This window comes from Shewanella cyperi, assembly GCF_017354985.1.
Lineage (GTDB): Bacteria > Pseudomonadota > Gammaproteobacteria > Enterobacterales > Shewanellaceae > Shewanella > Shewanella cyperi.
Map to the genome: position 1 here is coordinate 4,011,970 of NZ_CP071501.1, position 23,197 is coordinate 4,035,166.

21 protein-coding genes and 1 riboswitch are annotated in these 23,197 nt (G+C 57.2%); of the genes, 14 read left to right on the forward strand and 7 right to left on the reverse strand.

Annotation, left to right across the window (positions count from 1 at the left end):
* Positions 1–69: 69 nt before the first annotated feature.
* Positions 70–1,719 (reverse strand): electron transfer flavoprotein-ubiquinone oxidoreductase, encoded by a 1,650-nt coding sequence (locus JYB84_RS17835; RefSeq protein WP_207321343.1) that lies wholly within the window; start codon positions 1,717–1,719, stop codon positions 70–72.
* Between the two features lie 230 nt (positions 1,720–1,949).
* Positions 1,950–2,086: riboswitch (molybdenum cofactor riboswitch) on the forward strand.
* Between JYB84_RS17835 and moaA the strand changes: the two genes are divergently transcribed.
* The 11 genes from moaA (at position 2,074) to JYB84_RS17890 (ending at position 10,290) form a co-directional block, all read left to right on the forward strand.
* Positions 2,074–3,054: a GTP 3',8-cyclase MoaA gene (gene moaA, locus JYB84_RS17840; protein ID WP_207321344.1), complete on the forward strand. Its 981-nt coding sequence runs from the start codon at positions 2,074–2,076 to the stop codon at positions 3,052–3,054. Its footprint overlaps the riboswitch before it by 13 nt.
* A 21-nt stretch (positions 3,055–3,075) precedes the next feature.
* Positions 3,076–3,549, forward strand: coding sequence for a cyclic pyranopterin monophosphate synthase MoaC (gene moaC / locus JYB84_RS17845; protein WP_207321345.1), 474 nt, complete (start codon positions 3,076–3,078; stop codon positions 3,547–3,549).
* A 4-nt stretch (positions 3,550–3,553) separates the two neighbouring features.
* Positions 3,554–3,802, forward strand: coding sequence for a molybdopterin synthase sulfur carrier subunit (gene moaD, locus JYB84_RS17850; protein WP_207323295.1), 249 nt, complete (start codon positions 3,554–3,556; stop codon positions 3,800–3,802).
* A gap of 1 nt (position 3,803) precedes the next feature.
* Positions 3,804–4,337 (forward strand): molybdopterin synthase catalytic subunit MoaE, encoded by a 534-nt coding sequence (moaE, locus tag JYB84_RS17855; RefSeq protein WP_207321346.1) that lies wholly within the window; start codon positions 3,804–3,806, stop codon positions 4,335–4,337.
* Entirely contained in the window at positions 4,334–5,095 is a 762-nt protein-coding gene (modA, locus tag JYB84_RS17860) for a molybdate ABC transporter substrate-binding protein (protein ID WP_207321347.1), read from the forward strand. Before moaE ends, modA begins: the two co-directional genes overlap by 4 nt.
* On the forward strand, positions 5,095–5,772 hold the full coding sequence (gene modB / locus JYB84_RS17865; protein ID WP_207321348.1) for a molybdate ABC transporter permease subunit: 678 nt from the start codon (positions 5,095–5,097) through the stop codon (positions 5,770–5,772). The genes modA and modB overlap by 1 nt, the downstream gene beginning before the upstream one ends.
* Positions 5,773–5,793: 21 nt before the next feature.
* Positions 5,794–6,894, forward strand: a complete 1,101-nt coding sequence (locus tag JYB84_RS17870) for an ABC transporter ATP-binding protein (protein WP_207321349.1) — start codon at positions 5,794–5,796, stop codon at positions 6,892–6,894.
* 175 nt (positions 6,895–7,069) lie between these two features.
* A complete protein-coding gene (locus JYB84_RS17875; protein ID WP_207321350.1) occupies positions 7,070–7,606 on the forward strand; it encodes a hypothetical protein in 537 nt (178 codons plus the stop codon).
* A 14-nt stretch (positions 7,607–7,620) separates the two neighbouring features.
* Positions 7,621–8,298: a response regulator transcription factor gene (locus JYB84_RS17880; protein ID WP_207321351.1), complete on the forward strand. Its 678-nt coding sequence runs from the start codon at positions 7,621–7,623 to the stop codon at positions 8,296–8,298.
* 49 nt (positions 8,299–8,347) lie between these two features.
* Positions 8,348–9,610 carry a sensor histidine kinase gene (locus JYB84_RS17885; RefSeq protein ID WP_207323296.1) on the forward strand — a complete coding sequence of 421 codons (1,263 nt, stop codon included), beginning with the start codon at positions 8,348–8,350 and terminating at the stop codon, positions 9,608–9,610.
* Between the two features lie 8 nt (positions 9,611–9,618).
* A complete protein-coding gene (locus tag JYB84_RS17890) occupies positions 9,619–10,290 on the forward strand; it encodes a TIGR01621 family pseudouridine synthase (RefSeq protein WP_207321352.1) in 672 nt (223 codons plus the stop codon).
* Here the strand turns inward: JYB84_RS17890 and JYB84_RS17895 are convergent.
* Complete coding sequence (locus JYB84_RS17895) at positions 10,261–11,451, reverse strand: GGDEF domain-containing protein (protein WP_207321353.1); 1,191 nt, start codon at positions 11,449–11,451, stop codon at positions 10,261–10,263. The genes JYB84_RS17890 and JYB84_RS17895 overlap by 30 nt on opposite strands.
* Positions 11,452–11,599: 148 nt before the next feature.
* Here JYB84_RS17895 and JYB84_RS17900 point away from each other — a divergent pair, with 148 nt between their 5' ends.
* Positions 11,600–11,767, forward strand: coding sequence for a YqaE/Pmp3 family membrane protein (locus JYB84_RS17900; protein ID WP_207321354.1), 168 nt, complete (start codon positions 11,600–11,602; stop codon positions 11,765–11,767).
* Between the two features lie 59 nt (positions 11,768–11,826).
* Positions 11,827–11,985 carry a DUF2986 domain-containing protein gene (locus JYB84_RS17905; protein ID WP_207321355.1) on the forward strand — a complete coding sequence of 53 codons (159 nt, stop codon included), beginning with the start codon at positions 11,827–11,829 and terminating at the stop codon, positions 11,983–11,985.
* Here the strand turns inward: JYB84_RS17905 and JYB84_RS17910 are convergent.
* The 5 genes from JYB84_RS17910 to JYB84_RS17930 all read right to left on the reverse strand — a co-directional run bounded on the left by JYB84_RS17910 (position 11,982) and on the right by JYB84_RS17930 (position 20,666).
* Complete coding sequence (locus JYB84_RS17910; RefSeq protein WP_207321356.1) at positions 11,982–12,800, reverse strand: substrate-binding periplasmic protein; 819 nt, start codon at positions 12,798–12,800, stop codon at positions 11,982–11,984. The genes JYB84_RS17905 and JYB84_RS17910 overlap by 4 nt on opposite strands.
* Positions 12,801–12,933: 133 nt before the next feature.
* Entirely contained in the window at positions 12,934–16,266 is a 3,333-nt protein-coding gene (locus JYB84_RS17915; RefSeq protein WP_207321357.1) for a TIM-barrel domain-containing protein, read from the reverse strand.
* Between the two features lie 164 nt (positions 16,267–16,430).
* Positions 16,431–19,337, reverse strand: a complete 2,907-nt coding sequence (locus JYB84_RS17920; RefSeq protein WP_207321358.1) for a DUF2339 domain-containing protein — start codon at positions 19,335–19,337, stop codon at positions 16,431–16,433.
* A gap of 78 nt (positions 19,338–19,415) precedes the next feature.
* On the reverse strand, positions 19,416–19,811 hold the full coding sequence (locus tag JYB84_RS17925) for a VOC family protein (protein ID WP_207321359.1): 396 nt from the start codon (positions 19,809–19,811) through the stop codon (positions 19,416–19,418).
* A 30-nt stretch (positions 19,812–19,841) separates the two neighbouring features.
* Entirely contained in the window at positions 19,842–20,666 is an 825-nt protein-coding gene (locus JYB84_RS17930) for a hypothetical protein (RefSeq protein WP_207321360.1), read from the reverse strand.
* A gap of 239 nt (positions 20,667–20,905) precedes the next feature.
* Between JYB84_RS17930 and JYB84_RS17935 the strand changes: the two genes are divergently transcribed.
* Positions 20,906–23,182, forward strand: a complete 2,277-nt coding sequence (locus tag JYB84_RS17935) for a PKD domain-containing protein (RefSeq protein ID WP_207321361.1) — start codon at positions 20,906–20,908, stop codon at positions 23,180–23,182.
* The last annotated feature ends 15 nt before the right edge of the window (positions 23,183–23,197 follow it).

Sequence of the window (23,197 nt, forward strand, 5' to 3'; positions counted from 1 at the left end):
GGATTTTTTTGGGTGCTGCCAAAAATCAGCCAAAAAAAACGCCGGAGTTTTGGGCTCCGGCGCTGAGTCTTACATGTTCGGGTAGTTGGGACCACCGCTGCCTTCCGGCGTAACCCAGGTAATGTTCTGGCTCGGGTCCTTGATATCGCAGGTCTTGCAGTGGATGCAGTTTTGCGAGTTGATCACGAACTTGGGTTGTCCCGCCTCTTCCACTATCTCGTACACCCCGGCCGGGCAATAACGCTGGGCCGGCTCATCGTATCTGGCCAGGTTGACCTCCACCGGAATGCGCTCGTCTTTCAGGCGCAAATGGCAGGGCTGATCTTCCTCGTGGAAGGTGTTCGACAGGTAGACCGAGGACAACTTGTCAAAACTCAGCTTACCGTCGGGCTTTGGATAATCAATCTTGGGATAATCGCTGGCCAGACCCATCTGGGCATAGTCGGGCTTTTCGTCCCGCAAGGTGATGGGGCAACGGCCGCCAAACCAGTTTTGATCTATGTAGTTGAAGGCGCCGCCGAGCAGGGTGCCGAACTTGTGCATCGCCGGACCGAAGTTGCGCGAGCGATACAGTTCATCCGCCAGCCAGCTGTGGTCGAAACGCTCCTGGAAGCAGTCGAGATCCTTACCTTCGGTCACACCGGCCATCAGGGCCTCGGCCAGGGTTTCGGCGGCCAGCATACCGCTCTTCATGGCGGTGTGGGTGCCCTTGATCTTGGCAAAGTTCAGGGTACCGGCATCGCAACCTATGATAAGACCACCGGGGAAACTCATCTTCGGCAGGGCATTGAGACCGCCCTTGGTGATGGCGCGGGCGCCGTAGCACAGGCGCTCACCTCCCTCCAGATACTGGGCAACCAGCGGATGAGTCTTGTAACGCTGGAACTCATCAAAAGGGCTCAGGTGCGGGTTCTGGTAGTTGAGGTCGATGATCAGACCCACCACCACCTGGTTGTCTTCCATGTGATACAGGAAGCCACCGCCGGAGGCGCCCTGGGTCAGAGGCCAACCACCCGTGTGCACCACCTTGCCGGGCTGATGCTTGTCGGCCGGCACCTTCCAGATTTCCTTGAAACCTATGCCGTAATGTTGCGGCGTCTTGCCGTTGTCGAGGTGGTACTTGGCGATCAGCTGCTTACCCAGGTGGCCGCGGCAACCTTCGGCAAACACTGTGTACTTGGCGTGCAGTTCCATACCGGGCATGTAGCTGTCCTTGGGCTCGCCATCGGCACCGACGCCCATGTCGCCAATCAGTATGCCCTTGACGCTGCCATCTTCATGGAACAACAGCTCGCTGGCGGCGAAGCCGGGGAAAATTTCCACGCCCAGCTCTTCGGCGCGGCCGGCGAGCCAGCGGGCCAGGTTGCCAACGCTGATGATATAGTTGCCATGGTTGTGCATGGTCTTGGGCACCAGGGCATTGGGCAGCTGGCGGGAGGCACTGTCGGACTTGAGCAGATGGATCTCATCTTCGGTCACAGGCGTCAGCAGCGGTGCCCCCGTGTCACGCCAGTCGCTGAACAGCTCGTCCAGCACCTTTGGCTCAAACACGGCGCCGGATAAAATGTGGGCCCCCACTTCGGAGCCTTTTTCCACCACGCACACAGTGATTTCTTTACCTGTGTCACGGGAGATCTGCATCAAACGGCAGGCGGCAGCCAATCCGGCAGGGCCTGCACCGACGATAACAACATCGAACTCCATGAATTCGCGTTCCATCTGTTCACCTCTTTCCTTCACTTGTCCCCCGTTGCCAACGGGTGTTTTTCTCATGTTTGTGGCCACCTTACCTGAAAATTGCGCCAAGGCACAGGGGGGCCGGGTCCGCCTAGTGTATTACAGTTTCCGCCTGAGAGTGAGCACTGTCACAAATTGTTAACGGCGTTTTGATCCAGGCCAAGAAATACACGTAAGAGGTATGGAGCCGGGGGGCCTTAGGCCTATAATCGGCAGTGACGGTTCTCCGAGCTTCCCGTCCTAAGTCAACACAGATATGGACCTGAAGCCGTGGCAATTTCGCCACCAGGGTAAGCGCAGAAATGCCCTTACCTCCCACGACTTGGAAAGGTGACCATGTCTCAACTGCAAGATAATTTCGGCCGCAAATTTCATTATTTGCGGATGTCGGTGACCGACGTCTGCAACTTCAAGTGCAGCTATTGCCTGCCCGACGGCTACCGCCCGGACGGTAAACCCGGTTTCCTGTCTCTGGATGAAATCAGTCATCTGGTGGGCGCCTTTGCCGAGGCCGGCACCCGCAAGGTGCGGATCACCGGCGGCGAGCCCACGCTGCGCAAAGATTTCAGCGATATCATACGTGTAATCGCCGATACCAAGACAATCAACACCATAGCCTGCACCACCAATGGTTATCGCCTGGAGAAACATGCCCGGGAATGGTTCGATGCCGGCCTGAGGCGCATCAATGTGTCGGTGGACAGCCTGGACCCCAGAATGTTCTATCAGATCACCGGCGAAAACCGCTTCGATGAGGTGATGCGTGGCGTTAACGCGGCTCTGGAAGCGGGCTTCGAGCGGGTCAAGATCAACGCCGTGTTGCTGAAAAACCTCAACGACCAAGACCTGCCGCGCTTCCTGCACTGGATTAAGCACACACCACTGGATCTGCGCTTTATCGAGCTGATGGAAACCGGTCTGGGCCGGGACTATTTCCAGGCCCACCACCTGCCCGGCAGCAGCATACGCGAGCGCCTGCTGGCCGAAGGCTGGTCCCTGGATCCCCGCGGCGCCGAGGACGGTCCGGCCCAAAACTTCAGCCATCCCGATTACCAGGGCCGCATCGGCCTTATCATGCCCTACGAGAAGCACTTCTGTGACAGCTGTAACCGTCTGCGGGTCTCGGCCCGGGGCAAGCTGCACCTGTGTCTGTTCACCGAGGGTGGTCTGGAACTGCGGGATCTGCTGCAAAGCGCCGAACAAAGGCCGGAACTTATCGCCCGTCTGGAGCGCCAACTGCTGCTGAAGCGGGAAACCCATCTGCTGCACCAGGGCTTCACCGGCGTCACCCAACATCTGGCCTCCATCGGCGGCTAACCGATTTTTGCAAGGAAACCCATGAGCCAATTTACCCACATCAACGCCAGTGGCCATGCCCACATGGTGGACGTGACCGACAAAGATATCAGCGAGCGCGAAGCCAGGGCCGAAGCCTATATCAGCATGGCCCCCGAGACCCTGGAGCTGATCCTCAGCGGTCGCCATCACAAGGGCGACGTGTTTGCCACTGCCCGCATCGCCGGCATCATGGCCGCCAAGAAGACCGCCGACCTCATTCCCCTGTGCCACCCACTGATGCTGACCAAGGTGGAAGTGGAACTGGAGCCTGAGCCCGAGCACAACAGGGTCAGGATCAGCAGCCGCTGCAAGCTGGCCGGCAAGACCGGGGTCGAGATGGAGGCGCTGACCGCCGCCTCGGTGGCCGCACTCACCATTTACGATATGTGCAAGGCGGTACAGAAAGACATGCAGATAGGCCCGATACGGCTGCTTGAAAAACGCGGCGGCAAGTCTGGACATTTCAAGGTATAAGATGATGATAAAAGTGTTATTTTTTGCGCAGGTGCGGGAATTGCTCGGCACCGACAGGATTGAGATACCGGCCCGGGAAGGCGAAACCGCCGATTCATTGCGCCAACAACTGGCGGCGCGGGACGACAAGTGGGCCCGGGTGCTGGGCTCCGACAAGCTGTTGGTGGCGGTCAATCAAACCCTGTGCCAATGGAACACAACTGTGGCAGACGGTGATGAAGTGGCCTTCTTCCCGCCGGTGACCGGAGGCTGAGATGACAGACACAGACCTTGTCCTGGTGCAAACCGGCGATTTCAGTGTTGCCCATGAGTATGCCCGCCTGGCGGACGACCCCGCCGACGGTGCCGTGGTGACCTTTGTCGGCAAGGTGCGCGACTTCAACGATGGCTCCGAGGTCACGGGCCTGACCCTGGAGCACTATCCCGGCATGACGGAAAAGGTGCTGCAGCAGATAGCGCAGGAGGCCCGCGGCCGCTGGCCCCTCAATCGCCTGACCCTGATCCACAGGGTCGGCAGTCTGCAACTGGGTGAGCAAATCGTGTTTATCGGCGTCAGCAGCGCCCACCGCAAGGCCGCCTTCGATGCCTGTGAATTTCTGATCGATTTTCTCAAGACCCGCGCCCCCTTCTGGAAACTGGAGCAAGGGCAACAGGGACGACGCTGGATAGACGCCAGGGACAGCGACGCCCAGGCGGCCGAAGCCTGGGCATCGGCACAGCAAGCTGCAGAGCCCTCTTCTTTGGAGCACTCGTCTTCGGAGCACTCTTCCCTGGAGAAAGAGGCATGAGGCCATGGCTGGCGCTCTGTTTGACGCTGCTGGCGCTGCCGCTGCGGGCCGAGACCGTTACCGTGGCCGCAGCCGCCAACCTTAAGTTTGCCCTGGAACAGATAGCCACCGACTTTGAACACAGCTCGGGCCACAAGCTGCGACTGAGCTTTGGCTCCTCCGGCAATTTCGCCACCCAACTCAGCCACGGCGCCCCCTTTGAACTGTTCCTCAGCGCCGATGAGGCCTATGTGCTGCGTCTGCGCCAACAGGGTATCACAGACAATGACGGCGTGGTTTACGCCTATGGCCGTCTGGCATTGGTGGCGGCCAAGGACTCACCGCTGCAGCTGGATGACAATCTCGATGGACTCAAGCAACTGCTGACTTCGGGTCAATTACAGCGCTTTGCCATCGCCAATCCAGAACTGGCCCCCTATGGTGAACGCGCCCGCACCCTGCTTGAGCAAAAGGGCCTGTGGCAAGCGCTGCAACCCAAGCTGGTGCTGGGGGAAAACGTGTCCCAGGCGGCCCAGTTCGCCCTCGGCGGATCGGCACAGGGCGGCATAGTGGCCCTGTCCCTGAGCCAGGCACCGGCATTCAAACAAAGGGCCCGGGTACTGGCATTGCCGCTCTCAAGCCACGCACCGCTTGCCCAGCGCATGGTACTGCTGCCGGGCGCAGGCCGGGGAGCACAGGCATTTTACGCTTACCTGCAAAGTGAGCCGGCCAGAAGCACCTTTGCCGACTTTGGCTTTGCCCTGCCGGAGCAGCCTTAATGGATTGGCAGGCCCTGACACTGTCGGTCAAGCTGGCGCTGGTGACCTTGCTTATTCTGCTGCCACTGGCCACCCTGGCCGCCCGCTGGCTGGCCTTCAGTCGCTTTCGCGGCCGCAGCATGGTGGAGGCGCTGATGTTGGTGCCCCTGGTGCTGCCCCCCACGGTAGTGGGCTATTACCTGTTGGTGGGTTTCGGCAACCAGAGCCTGCTGGGCAGCTGGCTCAAAGACTGGTTTGGGTTGGAACTGGTTTTTCATTTTTCCGGCCTGGTGCTGGCCTCTGTGCTGGTGAATATTCCCTTTGCCCTGCAACCCTTGCAGCGCGCCTTTGAAGCCATTCCCAAGGAGGTGCGCGACGCGGCCGCCTGCTGCGGCATGCCGGCGCTGAAGATCTTCTGGCGCATCGAGCTGCCCATGATAGTCCCAGGCCTGTTAACGGCGCTGGTGCTGTGCTTTTCCCACGTGCTCGGCGAGTTTGGGGTGGTATTGATGATGGGCGGCAATATTGCCGGTGAAACCAAAACCGTTTCCATCGCCATTTATGATAATGTGCAGGCCTTTAATTTCGACGCCGCCGGGATCATGTCCCTGCTGTTATTGCTGTTTGCCATTGCCGCCCTGGCGATTACCACCAGCCTGTCGCGGCGCCTGGGAGGCCAGGATGGCGACCATCGCTGATGCCGGAGTGAGTTCACAGCCATGAGCCAGATCATCGCCGACTTGCAGGTGCGTATATCCCAACAAACCGGCATCAGGCTGGAAGCCGAGTTCGGCTGCCGGGCCGGCGAGGTGCTGGCGGTGGTGGGCCCCTCCGGTGGCGGCAAGAGCACCTTGCTGAGGATGATCGCCGGTCTCAACCATCCCCAGCAGGGGCGTATTTGCCATGGTCCGCGCACCTGGTTCGACAGCGAGCAAAGGCTGGCCCTGAGTCCCCAGCAACGCCATATAGGTTATGTTCCCCAGCATTTCGGCCTGTTTCCCAGGCTCACGGCCTTGGAAAATGTGTTGGCGGGCCTGGACCATTTGCCCAAGGCCGAGCGACTGCACCGGGCCAGGGCGGCACTGGAGCGGGTCAATCTGCAGGGTTTGGATAAGCGCTTGCCGGCCCAGTTGTCCGGTGGCCAAAAGCAAAGGGTGGCCCTCGCCCGCGCCCTGGCCCGGGAACCTTCGGTGCTACTGCTCGACGAGCCCTTCTCGGCGGTGGACAGGGAGACCCGCGAACGCCTGTACCTGGAGCTGGCCCGCCTGCGCCAGGAGCTTGCCATTCCGGTGATCCTGGTGACCCATGACCTTAACGAAGCCCTGTTGCTGGCGGACCGCATGTTGCTGCTGAGCCAGGGGCAACTGTTGCAACAGGGGCCACCGCAGGAGGTGTTTGCCCGCCCCAGAACCGAGGCAGTGGCGCGTCAGTTGGGACTGCGCAACATCTTTGATGGCCAGGTACTCGCCAATGAAAAGGACGGCTGTTGGTTGGGCTTCGGTGATCAGCGGCTGTTTTGTGCCAACGCCAGTCACATGGCTGAGGGCAGCCGGGTGCGTTGGCTTATTCCCAATCAGGGCATACGTTTCAGCGCATTGGCACCGGGACATAACAAAGCGCTGGGCAATGAGCTGCCACTGAGCATAGACACGGCCCTGCCGCTGGGTGACTCATTGCGCCTGGAGGCCAGTATTCCCGGTTGTGATGCCAGTCTGGCGACAGAGGTGCCCCTGCACCTGGCACGGCGTCTGGGATTGTCGGCCGGGGTGAAGACTCAGGTGCACCTGAGACCCGATTTGCTGCACATACTGGAGTCCTGAGTGACACAGTTTCCCCGATATGGCGCTGAAACAGTCACAAACCCTCCATATCCTTGATTGGATGATCAAAACTTAATCTGAATTCCATCGGCACTTCAGCCACCAACCAGTATACTGGACCACTGTCTGAGGTTAATGACAAGCTGCCGTGGGGCGGGTGTCGATGGAGGATAAAATGAGGTTGTGCCTATATGCATCATTCCTGGGTGCATCATTTCTGGGTTCGGGCCTGGCCCAGGCCGCCAATCCGCTTTATGACAGTCTGGTGGCCGGCAATCCCAAGGATCCTCTGGTGCTGATGGCCGAAATCGAAACCGAACAGCCGGGGATCATCAGCCAGTTCGACATAGATTTCGATGACGGTGAACTGCATTATGAGTTCGACCTTATCAATCCGGCCGAAGACAGCCTGACCGAGCTGACCCTGAGGGCCAGTGATGGCAAGCTGTTGCTGCAAAAGGTCAACAAACTGGAGGCCGACGATCAGGATGAACTGGCCGCGGTCAAGTTACTGCAGCAAAAGGAGCTGAGCTTCTCGGCTTTGGTCACCCTGGCGGTTCAGGAGCAACAGGGCAAGCTGATTGAGGCGCAGCTGGAGCACGATCTCGGTATCAGCTACCTGGAGTTCCAACTGATGGATGAGAACGGCAAACGCAAGCTGGCATTCGACATCAACAAGCTCAAACCCCTGCCCATGCTGACCTGGGAGTAAGACAAGGAGTAGCCATGAAAATCCTCTTGGTCGAGGACGACCTGACCACAGCTGACTACATAGTCAAGGGATTCACCGAACAGGGTCACAATATCGAGGCCGTCAACGATGGCCAGCAGGGATTGTTGCTGGCCACCTCGGGCAATCACGACCTGATCATCCTCGATCGCATGTTGCCCGGCCTTGATGGCCTGAAAATCCTTGCCGCACTGCGGGCAACAGGCAATCAAACCCCGGTGCTTATCCTCTCCGCCCTGGCCCATGTAGACGAGCGGGTCAAGGGACTGCGCGCCGGTGGCGATGATTACATGACCAAGCCGTTCGCCTTTTCCGAGTTGCTGGTGCGCAGCGAAATATTGATCTCCCGCGGCCAATCCCAACCGCTGCAAACCCAGTTGCAGTGCGGCCCGCTGACCATGGATCTGCTGGCCCGCTGTGTCACCCTCGACGGTGAAGAGCTGTTGCTGCAACCCAAGGAATTCCAGCTGCTCAAGTACCTGATGGAGCATCCCAACCAGGTGATCAGCCGCACCTTGTTGTTCGAGGCCGTGTGGGACTACCACTTCGATCCCCGCACCAATGTCATCGACGTGCACATTGCCAAGTTGAGGCGCAAGTTTGAAGAACTGGGCCACGGCGAGCTGATAGAAACCGTCAGAGGGGCCGGTTATCGTCTTCGTCAAAGGCATTAAGCCTCACCAAAGCTCCATCTGGGGCATTACTTTGACCTTCTCAGTGCTGGTGACCCTGATCATCAGCATTTTGCTGTTCGCCCTCTACCGCCAACTGGTAACCGAACAGCAGAATCAGGTACAACAACGCCTGATGGGGGAAATGCAGCGCTACCAGCAACTGGCGCTGAATGTCGACAGGCGCAGTTTTGCCGCCCAGGTCCGCGCGGCGGATCCGCGCACCGCCCTGGTGGCCTGGCGTAACAGTGCCGATCTTATCGGCGCCCTGAGCCTGATCCCTGAAGATATTCCGCTGTTGCCGCAAACGGTGGACTTTCCGATACTCACAGGCGGCCCGGACAGGTTGCACATACTGACCGGCGGCTTGGCCGTGACCGCCTACGGGCCTGTGCTTATCGCCACCCGCACCGACCATCTGGCGGCGCTGATCAAAAAATTCATCCGTGCCGCCGCCACGGCCGTGGCCCTGACCATAGTGCTGACCCTGGCCTTGGGCTTATTGTTCTCCAAGGCCATTTTGCGGCGTTTGGTGCAGTACAACCGCCTGGCCATCCGTATCGAGCGGGGCCAGTATGACACCCGTTTGCCCATCAGTTGGCGCCAGGACGAATTTGACATGCTGGCGGGCCAGTTCAACCGGGTACTCGATACCCTGGAGCACAATCTCAATGCGGTCCGCGGCGTCACCGACAACATAGCCCACGACCTGCGCACACCGCTTTCACACCTGCGTATCGGCCTGGAACAGCTCAAGGATCAAGAGCCCGAAGCCAGAGCCGAGGCCTGTGAAGGTTTGATAGAAGAGCTGGACCACTGCCTGGCCACCTTCGATGCCATGTTGTCCCTGACCCGCATTGAAGAAGGTAAGCAGCAATTGGATCTGCAGCCCCTGAGCCTGCAGCAGCTGTGCCAGGATCTGGTGGAAATGGCGGGAGTGCTGGCGGAGGAACAGGAGCAGCAATTGAGTCTGTCTCTGGGGCGGGAATACCAGTTGTCCGGCGATAAACACCTGCTGTTCCAGGCGCTGTTCAATCTGGTGGACAACGCCATTAAATATGCCGGCCACGGCGCCCACATTGAGCTGGTCCAGCAGGGGCCGGTATTGGAGATCCGCGACAACGGCCCGGGCATTCCCGATGAAGCCAAGGAGCGGGTGTTTGAACGCCTGGTCCGGCTCGACCCCAGCCGCAATCAGCTGGGCACGGGCCTTGGTCTGTCCATGGTAAAAGCGATATTATCGCGCCACAATGCCATCATCCGCCTGTTGGACAATGATCCCGGGCTGGTGGTGCGAATCCAATTTCAGCCCTGAGAGGCCTAATGTTCACAGTCATCAGCGAGCAAAGTGACTTTTTGGTCATCAACAAGCATGCCGGCGTGCATTTCCACAGCCAGGACGGCACTGCCGGGGTGGTGGCCACGGCCGAACAGCAGTTGGGGCTCAAGCTGTATCCGGTACACAGACTCGATACCCTGACCTCAGGTCTGTTGCTGCTGGCCAAGTCGTCCGATGCTGCCCGCGACTTTACCGAGCTGTTCAGCCAACACAGGGTACAGAAATATTACCTGGCGCTGGCACAAGGGAAACCCAAGAAGAAACAAGGTCGTATCGCCGGGGATATGGCCAAGTCCCGTCGCAGTCAATACAAGCTGACCCGCACTCTGGACAATCCTGCCATCACCCAGTTCTTTTCCCATTCAGTGGCCGAGGGCCTGCGCTTATACCTGTTGAAACCGCTGACAGGCAAAACCCACCAGCTGCGGGTGGCACTGGCCAGTCTGGGGGTACCGATTCTGGGTGACAGCCTCTACGGCGGGGCAGCAGCGGATCGCGGCTATTTGCATGCCTATGAACTCAACTTCAACTTCCGCGGCACGGATTATCTTTTTCGCTGTCCCCCTGAGCAGGGGCAGGAGTTTCTGTTGCCACAGGTCACCGAGCAGCTGCAGGGGCCCTGGTTTTCAGCCGTCGGCCTCGATTGGCCGGCTTGACTCGGGGCCAATGCAATTGCGGCCGGCGTCCTTGGCCAGATACAGGGCACGATCGGCGGTCTCAAGCAAATCGGTCGGCATCAAGCCACCACGAACTGTGGCGCAGCCAAAACTGCCGCTGAGTGGGATCTGCTGATCTTTCCAGCGCAATGGATTTTGCATCAACGCCTGGCGCAATGTCTCCGCCAGCTCGCGCACCTGGCGGGCATCGGTATTGGGCAGCAGCAATAAGAACTCCTCACCACCGAAACGACACAACACGTCATCCCGGCGGCATTCGCGCTGCAACAACAGGGCCGTCTGCCGCAGCGCCTCATCACCGGCCAGGTGGCCATAGGTATCGTTTACCTGCTTGAAATGGTCGAGGTCCATCAGGATCAAGCTATAGACCGGCGTTTCACCCTTTTCCCAGGCTTGGTGTAGACGTTCATGTTTGCCGGCACAGCTGCGCCTGTTCCATAGACCGGTCAGTAAATCCCTGTCTGCCAGATAGCGGATCTTGGTCACCAAACGGGTAATGGCATTGGCCACTGTGAGGATACTGATAACCAAGGTTTGCACCAGATAGAGCCAAAGTATGGGCACGGCCTCGGCGGTATCCAGGGACACAAAGCGCTTCCCGTCTTGCCCCAACCACAGGATCACCCCCAGCCTGACCACAAAGGACAGGCTGGCCAACAGAATGGGACTGACCAACAGCCATGCCCGCCAACGGGACATGCTCTTGGACAAGCCCTCGAAATTAGCCTGAGCCAGGCGCCAGAACAACCAGGCCGCCGCAATGGAGAACAGGCTGCCCAGATACAGGGAGGACGCGGCCGAAGGTGGGACCAACAACATTAAACCGGCAAAACACAGCAGCACCAGGACATCGAGCTTTATGCCTGAATCCAAATGGAACAGTTGCAGGGTTCCCCAGCGCAATAGCAAATAGCCCGTCAGCAACAAGATATCGGCTGTAAACCAATAAAGGTAACTCGGTTCTGCCTGGCGCGCAGCCGTCAGTATCAGGCCCAGCATCATCAGGGCATAGGAACCGGCATAGCGCCAGCTGGCACGGGGAGCAATGCGCTGGGGATAGGCCAAAAAGGCCCAAGCAAGAGAGCAAATAGCCGACAGCAGTATGATGACCCTGAACAGGGTCTGCGCCTGAATATCCATCACCGAACCTTTTATGCTGATTCCGTTAAAGATTGCACAGGATTGCTACCCTGTCAGCAAAATTGCAAAACGGCCAATAATTCTGCTTGCCGTAAAGCGCAAAGGCTGCCAAGTTACTGTTATGGTCCCAATAAAAAGGAGAAATACCATGGACACCAACAAATTGCTGCTCGTTATTATTGCTTTGTTCCTGCCACCTTTGGCCGTGTTTCTCAAGGCCGGTGTAGGTAAAGATTTACTGATCAACATCATTCTCTGCTTTGCGTTTTACATCCCCGGTATATTGCACGCCCTGTGGGTCGTGAACCGCGACTGAATCCAGTTCACCCCGGTGTTGGGCCGCTGCTATAATCCCGGCTCCACACCGGAGGCAAGATGAACCGCAAAAAGAAAATCAACCAAACCCTCAAGGCCAAGGCCAAAAAAGCCAACGCCAAGCTGCATAGCAGTAATAAGCCGGCCTATATCTCCAAAGCTGAACGTGCCAGGCTTGCTGCAGAAGCAGATGCGGCAGCTTTGCCCCAGGCCGATTAGTTTTCCGACTCTTCCCCCAGCGCCGGGATCCGCTCATATTTGAACTGATAACGACGCTTGAGTTCGGCTATGGCATCGGCCTGTTCCCGCAAAAAGCGATCAAATTGGGCAATAATGGCCGGATGTTTGATGGTCGACAGGCTGAATTCGCCACTTGAATAGGGTAATCCCGGATCGAATTGCACTTCCTTGTCCTTGCCCAGCGCCATAAAGTGCGCCCGCACCACATCGGCATTCAGATAAACCCCGTCCACCCTCTGTCGCAGCAACATGGCAATCACGGCTTCCACCGAGGACACCTCAAGTATTTCCAATTGCCCACGGGCAACCCTGGGCACATAGTGCACTGCAGTCCAGCCTATGGGCATGGCCATACGCTTTAGACTGTCCAGCGGCTTGCCCACATTACCGCTGTGGCGGCTGATACCATCGACATAACCCACCACCCCGGCACTGTACACCAGGGTTTTATCGGCCTTCATATCGATAAGCCATTGGGGATTATCCGGGTACTGAAAGTCGACCCGGCCGTTGAACAGATCTTTTACGGTGCGGATATAGGGTTCGGCCATGTACACAAAGCGGTAATTATGCTGTTGGGCAAAGAGGTCGAGCACATCGCGGCCAAAGCCCGAGTAGCGCCCATTTTGCATAAAGTAATGGGGTGGATAATAAAAATTTTGCACCCCGATAATGAAGGTCGGCCGGGTATCGGGAGGATTCGGCGGTGAAATGGTATCAATATCCGGATCGGCTCCCCAGACCTGGGCACACACACCCAGCAATGCCACCAACGCCCACCACAATTTCATCATTCATTGTCCGCAACCGGCCTTTTTTCAAGTCTAGGCCCTACAGTCCGGTAATACACAGCCAGACACACATCTTTGGCGCAGACAAAAAAACAGCCGCACATCCGGCGGCTGTTTTTGTGGTGAATGACAATCCCTATAGCTGACCGGGAACCGCAGGAAAGCCCAATACGGATGCATTGGCCCAGTTGCCACACACGCCCGGGCTGCCACCGGTAGTGCGCAGGCTAAGCAGACTCACGCCGCGGATATCCAGCTCGGGTTTGACCACGGCAGGGGCCTGTACCAGCCCGGAATCGTACAGCAGCCTGTCATCACCCCAAATTTGGAACTGCATTCCGCCCTTGCTGCGACAGCTGTCATCTATCCCCAGATCGGCCCGCAGCAATTGCCACTGGCCACTCAGGCGATAGTCGATGCGACTGCTGTGGGACACACCCAATCCCCTGCTGAACTTCAATCCATTCATTGACATCTGGGCACCATCACCGCTCTTACGCCCGCCATTGGCAAGGTTAAGCTCCACCGGCCCCAGGGCATTGTCGCTGCGAAGCGGCGATTGCTCAGCAAGGAACAACTGGGTTCTGGCCGTCTTGGGCTCGGACTGTTGCAACACCCTGAACTCAGAAATGGTGATGGGTGACACCTGTTTTGGCAGCAAGGCGTTATAGGCCTTGGCGGTGTCCTTGGCGGCGGTGACCATGGGATCGACTTCGGCCTGATCTTGGGTACTGAGCACTCTGAACCTCAACAAACTGCCTGGCTTGGCCGGGAATTCCACCTTTTGCAATTGCTGTGACTTGGCCAATCGTCCCTTGGCGACAGGTTCCCCCCACTCGCCGTTATTGTCGCCCAGATAGACCTCATAGTCGGCCACTTGCCCATATTCCCAATGCTTGTCATTGCGAGGTGCAATCTCGAAGCCGGCGATCAGCCGTCGCTCGCCCAGGGCCAGGGTGAACTCATGGGCACCTGTCTTCTGGGACTGATCCCGCTTGGTGCGGAACCAGGTATCCGGATTGCCGTCAAAGGCGTTCTCCAGTGGATGGCCGGACTCCTCGGCGGGTCGTCCCAGCACTAACAGGCTATCGGCAGCCAGCTCGTTGCCAAGTTCGGGCGCAGCAGGATAACCGGCTGTGGTGGCCAGGGTCGCGGCGGCGTCTATGGCAAGCTGCAGCACCAGATTGTCGCGGATGGACACCCTGTCTGTTTTGACCAGCACAGTGCCGTACTTTTCCTCGCTGTAGGTCCAGCCACTGCGCGCCTTGGCCAGGGCCTTGGCATCCTTGAACAGCTTGAGTTTGGTACCATCCAGGGTTACGGCCTCAGGCTTGACCCGGCTGTGGATCATCAGCTCGTACACCCGCTGCGACTCCTGCCCCTGAAAACTGCCCTGGGCAGCTTCAATGTGGACCTCTATGTCACCGGCCACGCCTTCGGGCGCTTTGACCGCGAAACGCTGTTGACTGAATTCCCCCTCCCGATAGCGGCGGCTGTTGCCGTCGTCCTCATACATTTGGTACTCGGACTCGCCCCAGGGGTAGATATCCAGGGTCAGCACATCCTTGGGCTTCTCACCGTCATACAGGGACTCGGGGTACATGGGCAGAATGGCACCGCCGCGGACAAACAGCGGCAGGGTTTTGAGATCCACCTGATAGTCCAGGCTGAGCCCCTCATCGGGCGCTTCCACCACCCGGCCATCCCAGTAATCTATCCACTGGCCCTTGGGCAGAAACACATCCTCGCGCCAGCCCTTGCTGGCGACCTGCGAGCGAAACACCGGCGCCACCAGCAGATCCTTGCCCACCAGGAACTGATATTTGTGTGCCTCGGTCAGGGTCTCGGCGCCTGTGGCGTGATCCCACATCAGGCCGCGCACTATGGGCGCCCCCGTCTGCTCCGTCTCCCAGGCCGTGGTGTACATGTAGGGCATCAAGCGCATCTTGAGCTTGAGGTAGTCCCGGTTGATGCTGCGATAGGGCTCGTCATACCACCAGGGATGTTTGCGGGCCGCCTTGGACCAGCCGGACATGCCCATCAGCACAGGGGTAAAAGACTTCCACTGCAGATCCCGGGTAAAGGTTTCCGGACTGCCACCAAAAATGGCATCCACGTCACCAGTGGCGTAGGCCTGGCCGGAGAGACCCGAACCTATCAGGGTGGGAATATGCCAGCGGATATAATCCCAGCTGGCGGACTGATCGCCGGTCCAGGTTACCGCATAACGCTGAATCCCCGCCCAGCCCATCACGGTCCAGAGGAAGGGCCGGGAATCCGAATTGTTGAGTATGCCTTCGGCCGCTGCCTGGTTGGCATCCAGGGCAAACTGGTAGCCCTGGCCGGTCCAGGCCACGTCGAGTTTCTGGGCCCGGGTACCCGCACTGCCTACTTCCCAGGCAATCTTGTCCACCCCATTTTCGGTCCAAAGGCCGGTATGGAAACCATATTGGGCCAGGCCGGAGACCACCTCGGGCAGATCGGTATAACCACAGCCATAGCCGTCATTTGGCAAAATCCAACCACCGGGCATGTCATGCTCGCGATACTTTTTGGCCACCGAAGCTATCACATCCGGGGTGGTGCCCGTTGGGCCATCGCTCCAGCCCTCGGGTACCGTGCCCGGCTTTTTCACATTGTCACCATCGTTATAACAATCGGCATCGCCATATTCGAAGGCCCAGCGGGGGATCAAGCGGGCACGGCCGGTCAGTTCGGTATAGTCGGCCAACACCTGCTGTATGCTGCCGGGGGCAAAAATATAGGCGTCAAAACGCCCTTCCTGGTGCGCCAAGCGCAGGTAATCTGCGCCACGGAAGTCATAGCTGCCATCACTCCAGGTGTTGCGCAAAATACCGTAGCCCTTGCTGGACATGAAAAACGGCGCCGGACTGGGCCTGTCGCCCTCTTCCCAGCCGCCAGAATAGGAAATCTCCAGACTCTTGCCCCTGAACTCAAAGGCACCGTTCTGCTGGCCCCCACCGTAGAAAAACTCATCAGCGTCTGCACTCAGGGTTTGTACCGTGCTGTCCTGGTTCAGCTCCAGACTTTGCACTTCCTCGGTGATCAGGGTGCGATTGTCGGCCCTATACAGGGCAAAACGCAGCGGTTGCTTGTAGATCCGCAGCGCCAGCGCCGAGGTGGTCAATAACTGGTATTGACCCTGATCGCTCAGTTCAAAAGCCACCGGTTGGTAGTCACGCTTCACCACTATGGCGGCGGCCTTGCTGCCTTCATCACTCAACTCGCCACCGGATCCTGCCTGAATGCGCAACAGGCTGGGTTTAAGCACATCGATTTGCAGTTTAGTCCGGTTATCCGTGGTCAGAGTGAGTTGACTCACACCTGGTTCCACACCTGTGAGCACACCCACGGGGGCTGCCAGACCTTGGCCACAGTACACAATGGCAGCCAGCGCCAGGGCTGTGGGACGGCAGCACAGGGCGAAAAGGGGAAATGGCTTGGGCATTTTCTTCCTCGGAGATCTTGTAGGGTTACGGTGAATACGGCTTCACAAAGGAACAACCACCATAAAACAAAAGCAAACAAAAGAAAACATCGACAAAACGAAAACAAACAAAACCACTTAAGATGGATGAAGAGGAGAATTCCCGGCCACCCGGCCGGGATTGCTTACTCCAGATTCAAAACACGATTGCGGGCTTTCTGGAAGAAGAAGGCCACGGCCAGCAAGATGGCGCCTATCAGCATAAATACCACTATTTTCTGCAATAGGGAGGCCGAGGCCATATCCAGCAACAACAGCTTGAGACAGGCCAGGGCAAAGATGCCACCCGCCAGACGCAACAGCGACTGATTGGCGGGTTTGAGGCTGAGGAACATCAGCCAACAACCGTGGCACACCATCAACAGGGCACTGAGCCCGGCAGCCAGTGCACCGCCCAGGGTCAGCGACAGGGGCAGATAGGTCAGCAGCAACAGACCATGCCAGCCCATGGGCCGCCAGCGGGAAGGCAACTGCCGGTGCCAACGCCGCAAGGCTCTCAGCCTGCGAACTTGTGCCTGCCACATCAGGGCCAGACAGGTCAGTTGCGCCAGCCCGAGTAACCAGGGATCGACACCCCGGGTATCTACCGGGAGCCAGGCCAACCAGAGCACGAGAGCGGCGGCAAAAAATCCGCCCAGGGCCAGGCCATAATTGGGCCTTAAGCATGCTGCCGGAGCCCCCTGCAACAGCCAATAAAAATAGCTCGCCACCGCCAGGGAACTGAAGGCCAGGGTATTGCTGTAATAGCCTTCAATGCTGTGCGCTATCACGGCTACCACCAGGGCGCCGTAGAAGGGCGCCAGTTGCCAGCCCAGGCGGCAGCTCTGTTGCCACAACCAGGGAAGGCGGCCGAATCTGAGCACCAGGGCGCCAAGCCAGACAGCGCCCATGGTCAGGGCCAGCAAGCCCTGCCAACGCTGCTGCAGACACTCAACCGCCGTGGTCAGGATGGCCAACCATAGCAGCACCTCGGCCTCACGCATCAGCAGGGGATGGCGGAAACGACGGCCAATGATCAGGGCCAAGGCCGCCACGCCCCACAGGGCCGGTGCCAACCAGGCCACATAACTGACCACCACCTTGGGCAACAGCAGCAAGGGCAACAGGAACAAGGTCAGCAAACGGGCATACCAGGCCAGCTTCTTCATCCTGCCCTTGGGATACAGGCGCCGGTAGCCATACCAGGCCCCCAGCAGACCAAGGAACAGGAAGATCCGCGCCAGTTGCGCATACAGGGGCTGGGCACTGAAATGGACACTGCCACTGACAACTATGCCTTGCAGCACCACCAGGGCGGGTAACAGTTGCAGCACCCAGGCAAGCATTTCACTGCCGCGCAATTGCCAGCGTTTGGCAAGGTAAAGTAGTGCCAACCCAAGGGGCATAACCAAAAGCACAGAGTATTCCTGCACCAGCAGATAGGCGCTTCCCAGCAGCGCCAACACCAAACACAGATTGGCCAGCTCCCTGACCAGGGTCAGCAGACGGGCTTCAAGTGTGCCGGGCGTTGCCGGCGCCGCCAGCATGCGTGCCGCAAGATAAAGGGCCGCTGTGCTCAACCACCAGGCGATAAACGGCAAATCAAAGGAAAAAGCGCCCCCGACCAGCAATTCCAGCCAGGGAGGGCAATTGATGGCCAGCCCCAGCAACAGCAAGGCGATGGATTCCAGTCGCAGCGATACCTGGCGCTCACGACATCCGAGATACAGCAACAGCAGGGCTTCAAACAGCAACACCAGTCCCAGTTGTTCATCGCTGAGCAGATAGAGGGCGGCAAAGCCCGCCAACGCCGCGGCGCCAAACCAACACAGATGCCTGAAGCCCCTCAGTCGCCAGCCGGCCAGGGACAGGATCAGCCCATTGAACGCCAGCCATTGGCCGGGAAATTCGGAGAAACTCCCCAGACTGTAGATCATAAAGGCCAGCAAGGCCGCAGGCAGCGCCAACAGCCTGTGGCTTAAGCCATTGCGGCCAAAGAGCCACAGGATCGAAGCGCCATAAAGATAGAAAATGCCATGCAGGCACAATAGGGCCAACCAGCCCATGGTACCTGTCACCAAGGGGAGGTCGAGATAGAATCCCAGCACTTCAATGCAGGCCATGTGCAGCACGGCCGTGGTTTCCAGCAACAGCGGCCAGCGCAGCCGCTGGCACAAGGCCACCGAGCCCAGCCCCAGGAGCAGCAGGTAAGGAAGATACATCAGCGGAGCCTGGCTGCCGGGCAATAACATCAGCGGCGCCAGGGAGCCGCCCAAAAGGGCCACTATGCTGATGACCCGGGCCTCCAACCGCAGCGCCAACCAATAACCGCCCAGGGTGATAGCGAGCAACAACAGATAACTCAGGCTGTCGGGGATAAGCCCGTAATAGGGGCCGACAAAGTAGCCGCAGAGATAATTGATGACAAGTCCCAGCCCCACCAGGGCCGAGCCAAAATCGGCCACCGCGGGTTGTCGTCGCCTGAGCCAAACACCCAGTCCCAGGATGGCGTTGGCACAGGCAAAGCCCAACAACGCCTTGCCCGTATCCGACAACCAGTTGTCGAGGGAATACTGCAACAGATAACCAAAGCCCAGGGTCATGGCGATGATGCCGGCCACTGTCATCAGGAATACCGGCCCCTGACCCTTTGACTGGTAATGGCGGTAAAAATCCTGCGCTTGCCCCAGGAGTCCGGCCAGGGGGCCAAGGAGTCCTGCAAGGCCGGTGGCCAGCGCCGCCCCGGCCTTTTGACTCCAGCCTGGTGCCCTTTTCGCGGTTTGCGGGTGAGCTGGCGTTACCTGAGCCGATACCGCGGCCTCTTGAGGTTCTGCCTTGTGCCAGGGAGAGGCGGTTGCAGGGCCCATCGCCTGAGCTTGCGCCTCGGGCACCGAGTCCTCGCCCCGGAGCAGTAACTGCGCCAGCTGATCCTCCAGCGCCTCCAGACGCAGCTCTGTCTGTAAATGCCGCTCCTGCTCCTGCTGTTTTAGGAGCTGCAACTCCCGCAGCAACTGCTGCAGTTGTGCCGCTGACGTCCCTTCCGTTGACTTCATAGCCCGCCCATTTGCTTTAGATTCTGCCTGCCAATAGTGGCCTTACCCCGATATACACAAAACCATTCCGCCACACCACTAGCCGGGCAGATGACAAACGGCCTCAACATTATTGCCATCGGGGTCGAGCACAAAGGCGCCAAAATAGTGCTGATGGTACTGGGGCCTGAGCCCTGGGGCGCCGTTATCTGCACCGCCGGCAGCCAGGGCCGCATGATAAAAGTCGCTCACGGCTGCCCGATCACGGGCCGCAAAGGCGGTATGTCTGGGGGTTGCCGCCTCACTGCTCTCGATCACCCAGAACACCGGTCTGCCGTCCGGACCGAAAGCGCACATGCGCTGGGTAGGCCAATCGGGGTTCCAATGGGCCACCTCTTCCAGCACCAAGGGATAGCCAAGGGGAGCCAGCGCGGCCTGATAAAAAGCCTTGGTAACTTCATAGTCTGTAGCATAGCTGCTTAAGTGATCTATCATGTTCATTCCTTTGTCAAAAATGACAGGACGTCATCGCCGGTTGCCCCTGTCTACATCAAAGGTTCCAAGCGCAAAGGGACCACCGCCATTAATGTCCTTGTCGTAATGAATGGTCAACCAATAACCATTGGCGGGGCCACTGCGGGGCATTCTTAGCATGGCCACGCCAATCCAGATTTCCTTGGCAGAACCACCAACCAGGGTCGCCCGATAACTTAGGGCGGCATTATCGCCAAGATACTCACCATTGGCCTCAAACAGGGCTTGTTGGCGTCGTTCGGGCTTGCCCTTTGGGAAATAGTACATATCGGCAATTAATCGCACCTTGTCGCCATCAATGTTGACCTTGGCGTTGTGAAATTCATACTGATACATAGCCGAATGAAAATTGTTTAGCTCTATGAAGTTATGCTTGTCTATATCTTTTCCTGCACCTTCAAAAGTCCATTCAAACCGCTCTGTTTCAGCAACCTGTTTAGTGTCCGCATTGACCGGAAATCCATTGGCCAACCAGATCCACAGCAAGGTGATGAATATCACAACGCCAATGACCACCCCATAAAACAAGCCTGCAACTTTGGCATGATTTTCATCTCCACTTGGCTCTATTTCTATCTCGTCTTGAATAAGGGGAGGCAGTAAATATTGCTGCTGAAATTGATCGTAATTCAGAAAATCCAAATTTAATGCCAGAGACAATTTTCGGCATTCAATTTCATTGAAAAGCAAAGGGTTGGATAACTTTTTGTAAAAAGTCGATTCCTTGAAGCCATGTTGGCGTATGAAACTTTTTTTACTGACACCCGTGGTTTGCAGGACTCTATTGAGCTCCATCTCAAGAACGCTTCTGTCCATAATATTTATTCGCAATCAAAGTGTTAGATACTCTTTCCGTGTCTATTTTAAGCACAGTTGCAAGCGGTAGCAACTTAGTATTAACAATATTGCGCTCAGGGTGTACGGCCAACATGACTTATTTGGCAACTCCAGTTGGGTAATAAGTATTAATTGGCTGACATCAAAGTCTCGTGGAAATAGGCAATAGGCTCAATCCCACCTTTTATATATCGCCGACTCGAAAAGGAATTTTACCGATGGAACTCACGCATAAATTCAAATTGTCGCTTTTGTCCTGTAGCCTGCTGCTTGCCGCATGCGGTGGCAGCGATGGCAAAGACCCGGAAGTTTCGGTTAACCAGGCGCCCACAGTCACCCTGGCCAATACGACTGTCAATGAAAAAGCCGAAGTCAATTTAAGCGCTTCAGCCACAGACACAGATGGAACAATAGCTTCTTTTCTCTGGGAAGTGACCAGCAGCCATGATATCGCACTGACCGGCGCAGACACTGCTACCCCTAGCTTTACCGCTCCTGAGGTGGGGCTTGAGGGGGACACAGTAGCGCTAAAGGTGACAGTCACAGACGACGACGGCGCCACCGCCAGCGCCAGCACTGAGGTCAAGGTTAACCCACTTACCCTTGCTTTTACCTTGCAAGGTATGGCCACCGATTCGCCTCTTGAAAACGCTCAGATTAAGGTCACCATAGGTGGGCGAGAGATCACTGTTGATGCTACTGCCGATGAAAATGGCAATTACAGCATTGAATTACTACTGGACGATTCGGAAACCAATGCCTTTGTCACCATAGTGGCCATGGGGGTTGGTGAGCAAACCAATGCCGGTCTGATATCTTTGCTTGGCAGCGTGTCGGAACTCAATCAACTTGCAGGTGCAGATGGCATAGTCAGTGCGGAAGATCATTTTGCTGTAAACGTCACCAACGTGACCACGGCCCAATATGCCTTGGCCAAACTGGCCAACAACAATGAACCCATCAGCAGCAGTGAGCAGTTCGCAACACTTTCTGCTAACCTGAATCCCGACGAAGTCCTGGCACTCGCCACAGCCATCAAGGTCGCCATAGACAAATCTGCCGACAACCCGGATTTGGGATTACCCGAGGGGATCAGTAATACCCTGGAATTAGTAGCCAATACGGAGCAAACCCAGGCCTACGTGGAAGATGTGCAACAAAGCACTGAATACGCAGATGCCCAGCAGGAAATCTTTGAAGACCCCAACTTGGTTGATACCCAATCGGCCTTTGTGGTGCCTGAGACCTATTACCTGATGCCACAAAGCACATTGCACAGTGGAAGTGTATTGAAGTTCAAGGCGACCAATGCCGAAGGATCTACAGGCACTGGCACCCAAGGAGATTCCCACTTTGATTGGAGCTTGGCTGAGGGTGTATTAACCCTGATTTATGATGGCAATCCACAAAGCGAGCGATTTTACATCAGCCGAGTAGTTGAGAATCAAACACGCAATGTATTGGTGGAAACTGAGCCAGTGCGCACCGAAATACGGCGCTTGCAAAGTTCAGCAGACGGGGATCTGCTCGCGTTTACCGATGTAAAAAAATGGCATTTCCCCAATGGCGAATTTGAAGACGAAATCCAACAATCACATGCCAGTCTGACAGCCCTTAAGCCCAGTGCCATTAAGCCCATCAGTCACAGTGGAGAGGGGCATATGATAGTACCCACAACAGAGGAGCACAGAGGAGATTCCTATATCAGTACCGAGGTTTTACACCTGGCTGCTGATGGCAGTGGCACTTTTGAATTCAGCCCAGACAGCTATAGCTGGCAGCTGGTTGACGGCCAAATGGTGCTGAGTTTCGGTGAAACCAAGGTGCGTTTTGTGCTGCTGGATGATTCTCAGGCTCTGGACCGCTACGCCTTGGAAGTCAGTGACGATGGCATAAACTTTGACTGGGGTTACACCATTGGCCAGGGTAAATTGCTCACCCAACCACCCGTTTGGGCCGTGGCCGATATTCCCGGCATTTACAGCTATGACAACGCCATATTTAATGGCGAGCCCAGTGCCTTCTGGCTTGAGCTCCATGAAAACGGAGATGCCGAAACCATAAGTGCCGACGACTGGAACGGTGATGGCAAGCTTAATGACGAGGAGTTTTCCATCCAGTATGGCAGTTGGGAAGCGCGCAGCGATGGCGGCATTCGCATCCTGCGTACCATGGTCAAGGTACAGGATGACAACGGCGATATACATTACTCCTATAGCAACAGCTGCCGCCATCCGGAAGGCAACTGCGTTACAGTCCATGATCGAACCTGGTCACTGCTGGGGCAAAAGGATGAGCAATACGGTGTGTTCCATACACACCATTACTACAGTGGTTATTACGACAACGATACTCAGTACATGGACAACCGCACCCTGTTCAAGCTGGCCGAACGCCCACTTCCCTTACCCGAAAGCCTTAAGTCAGCACGTCAAACTAAAGTCATGACAGCTGAGCAGGCAAAGATCGAGTTAAACAAGGCCCAATGGCACTAACTCAAACCAGCCAAG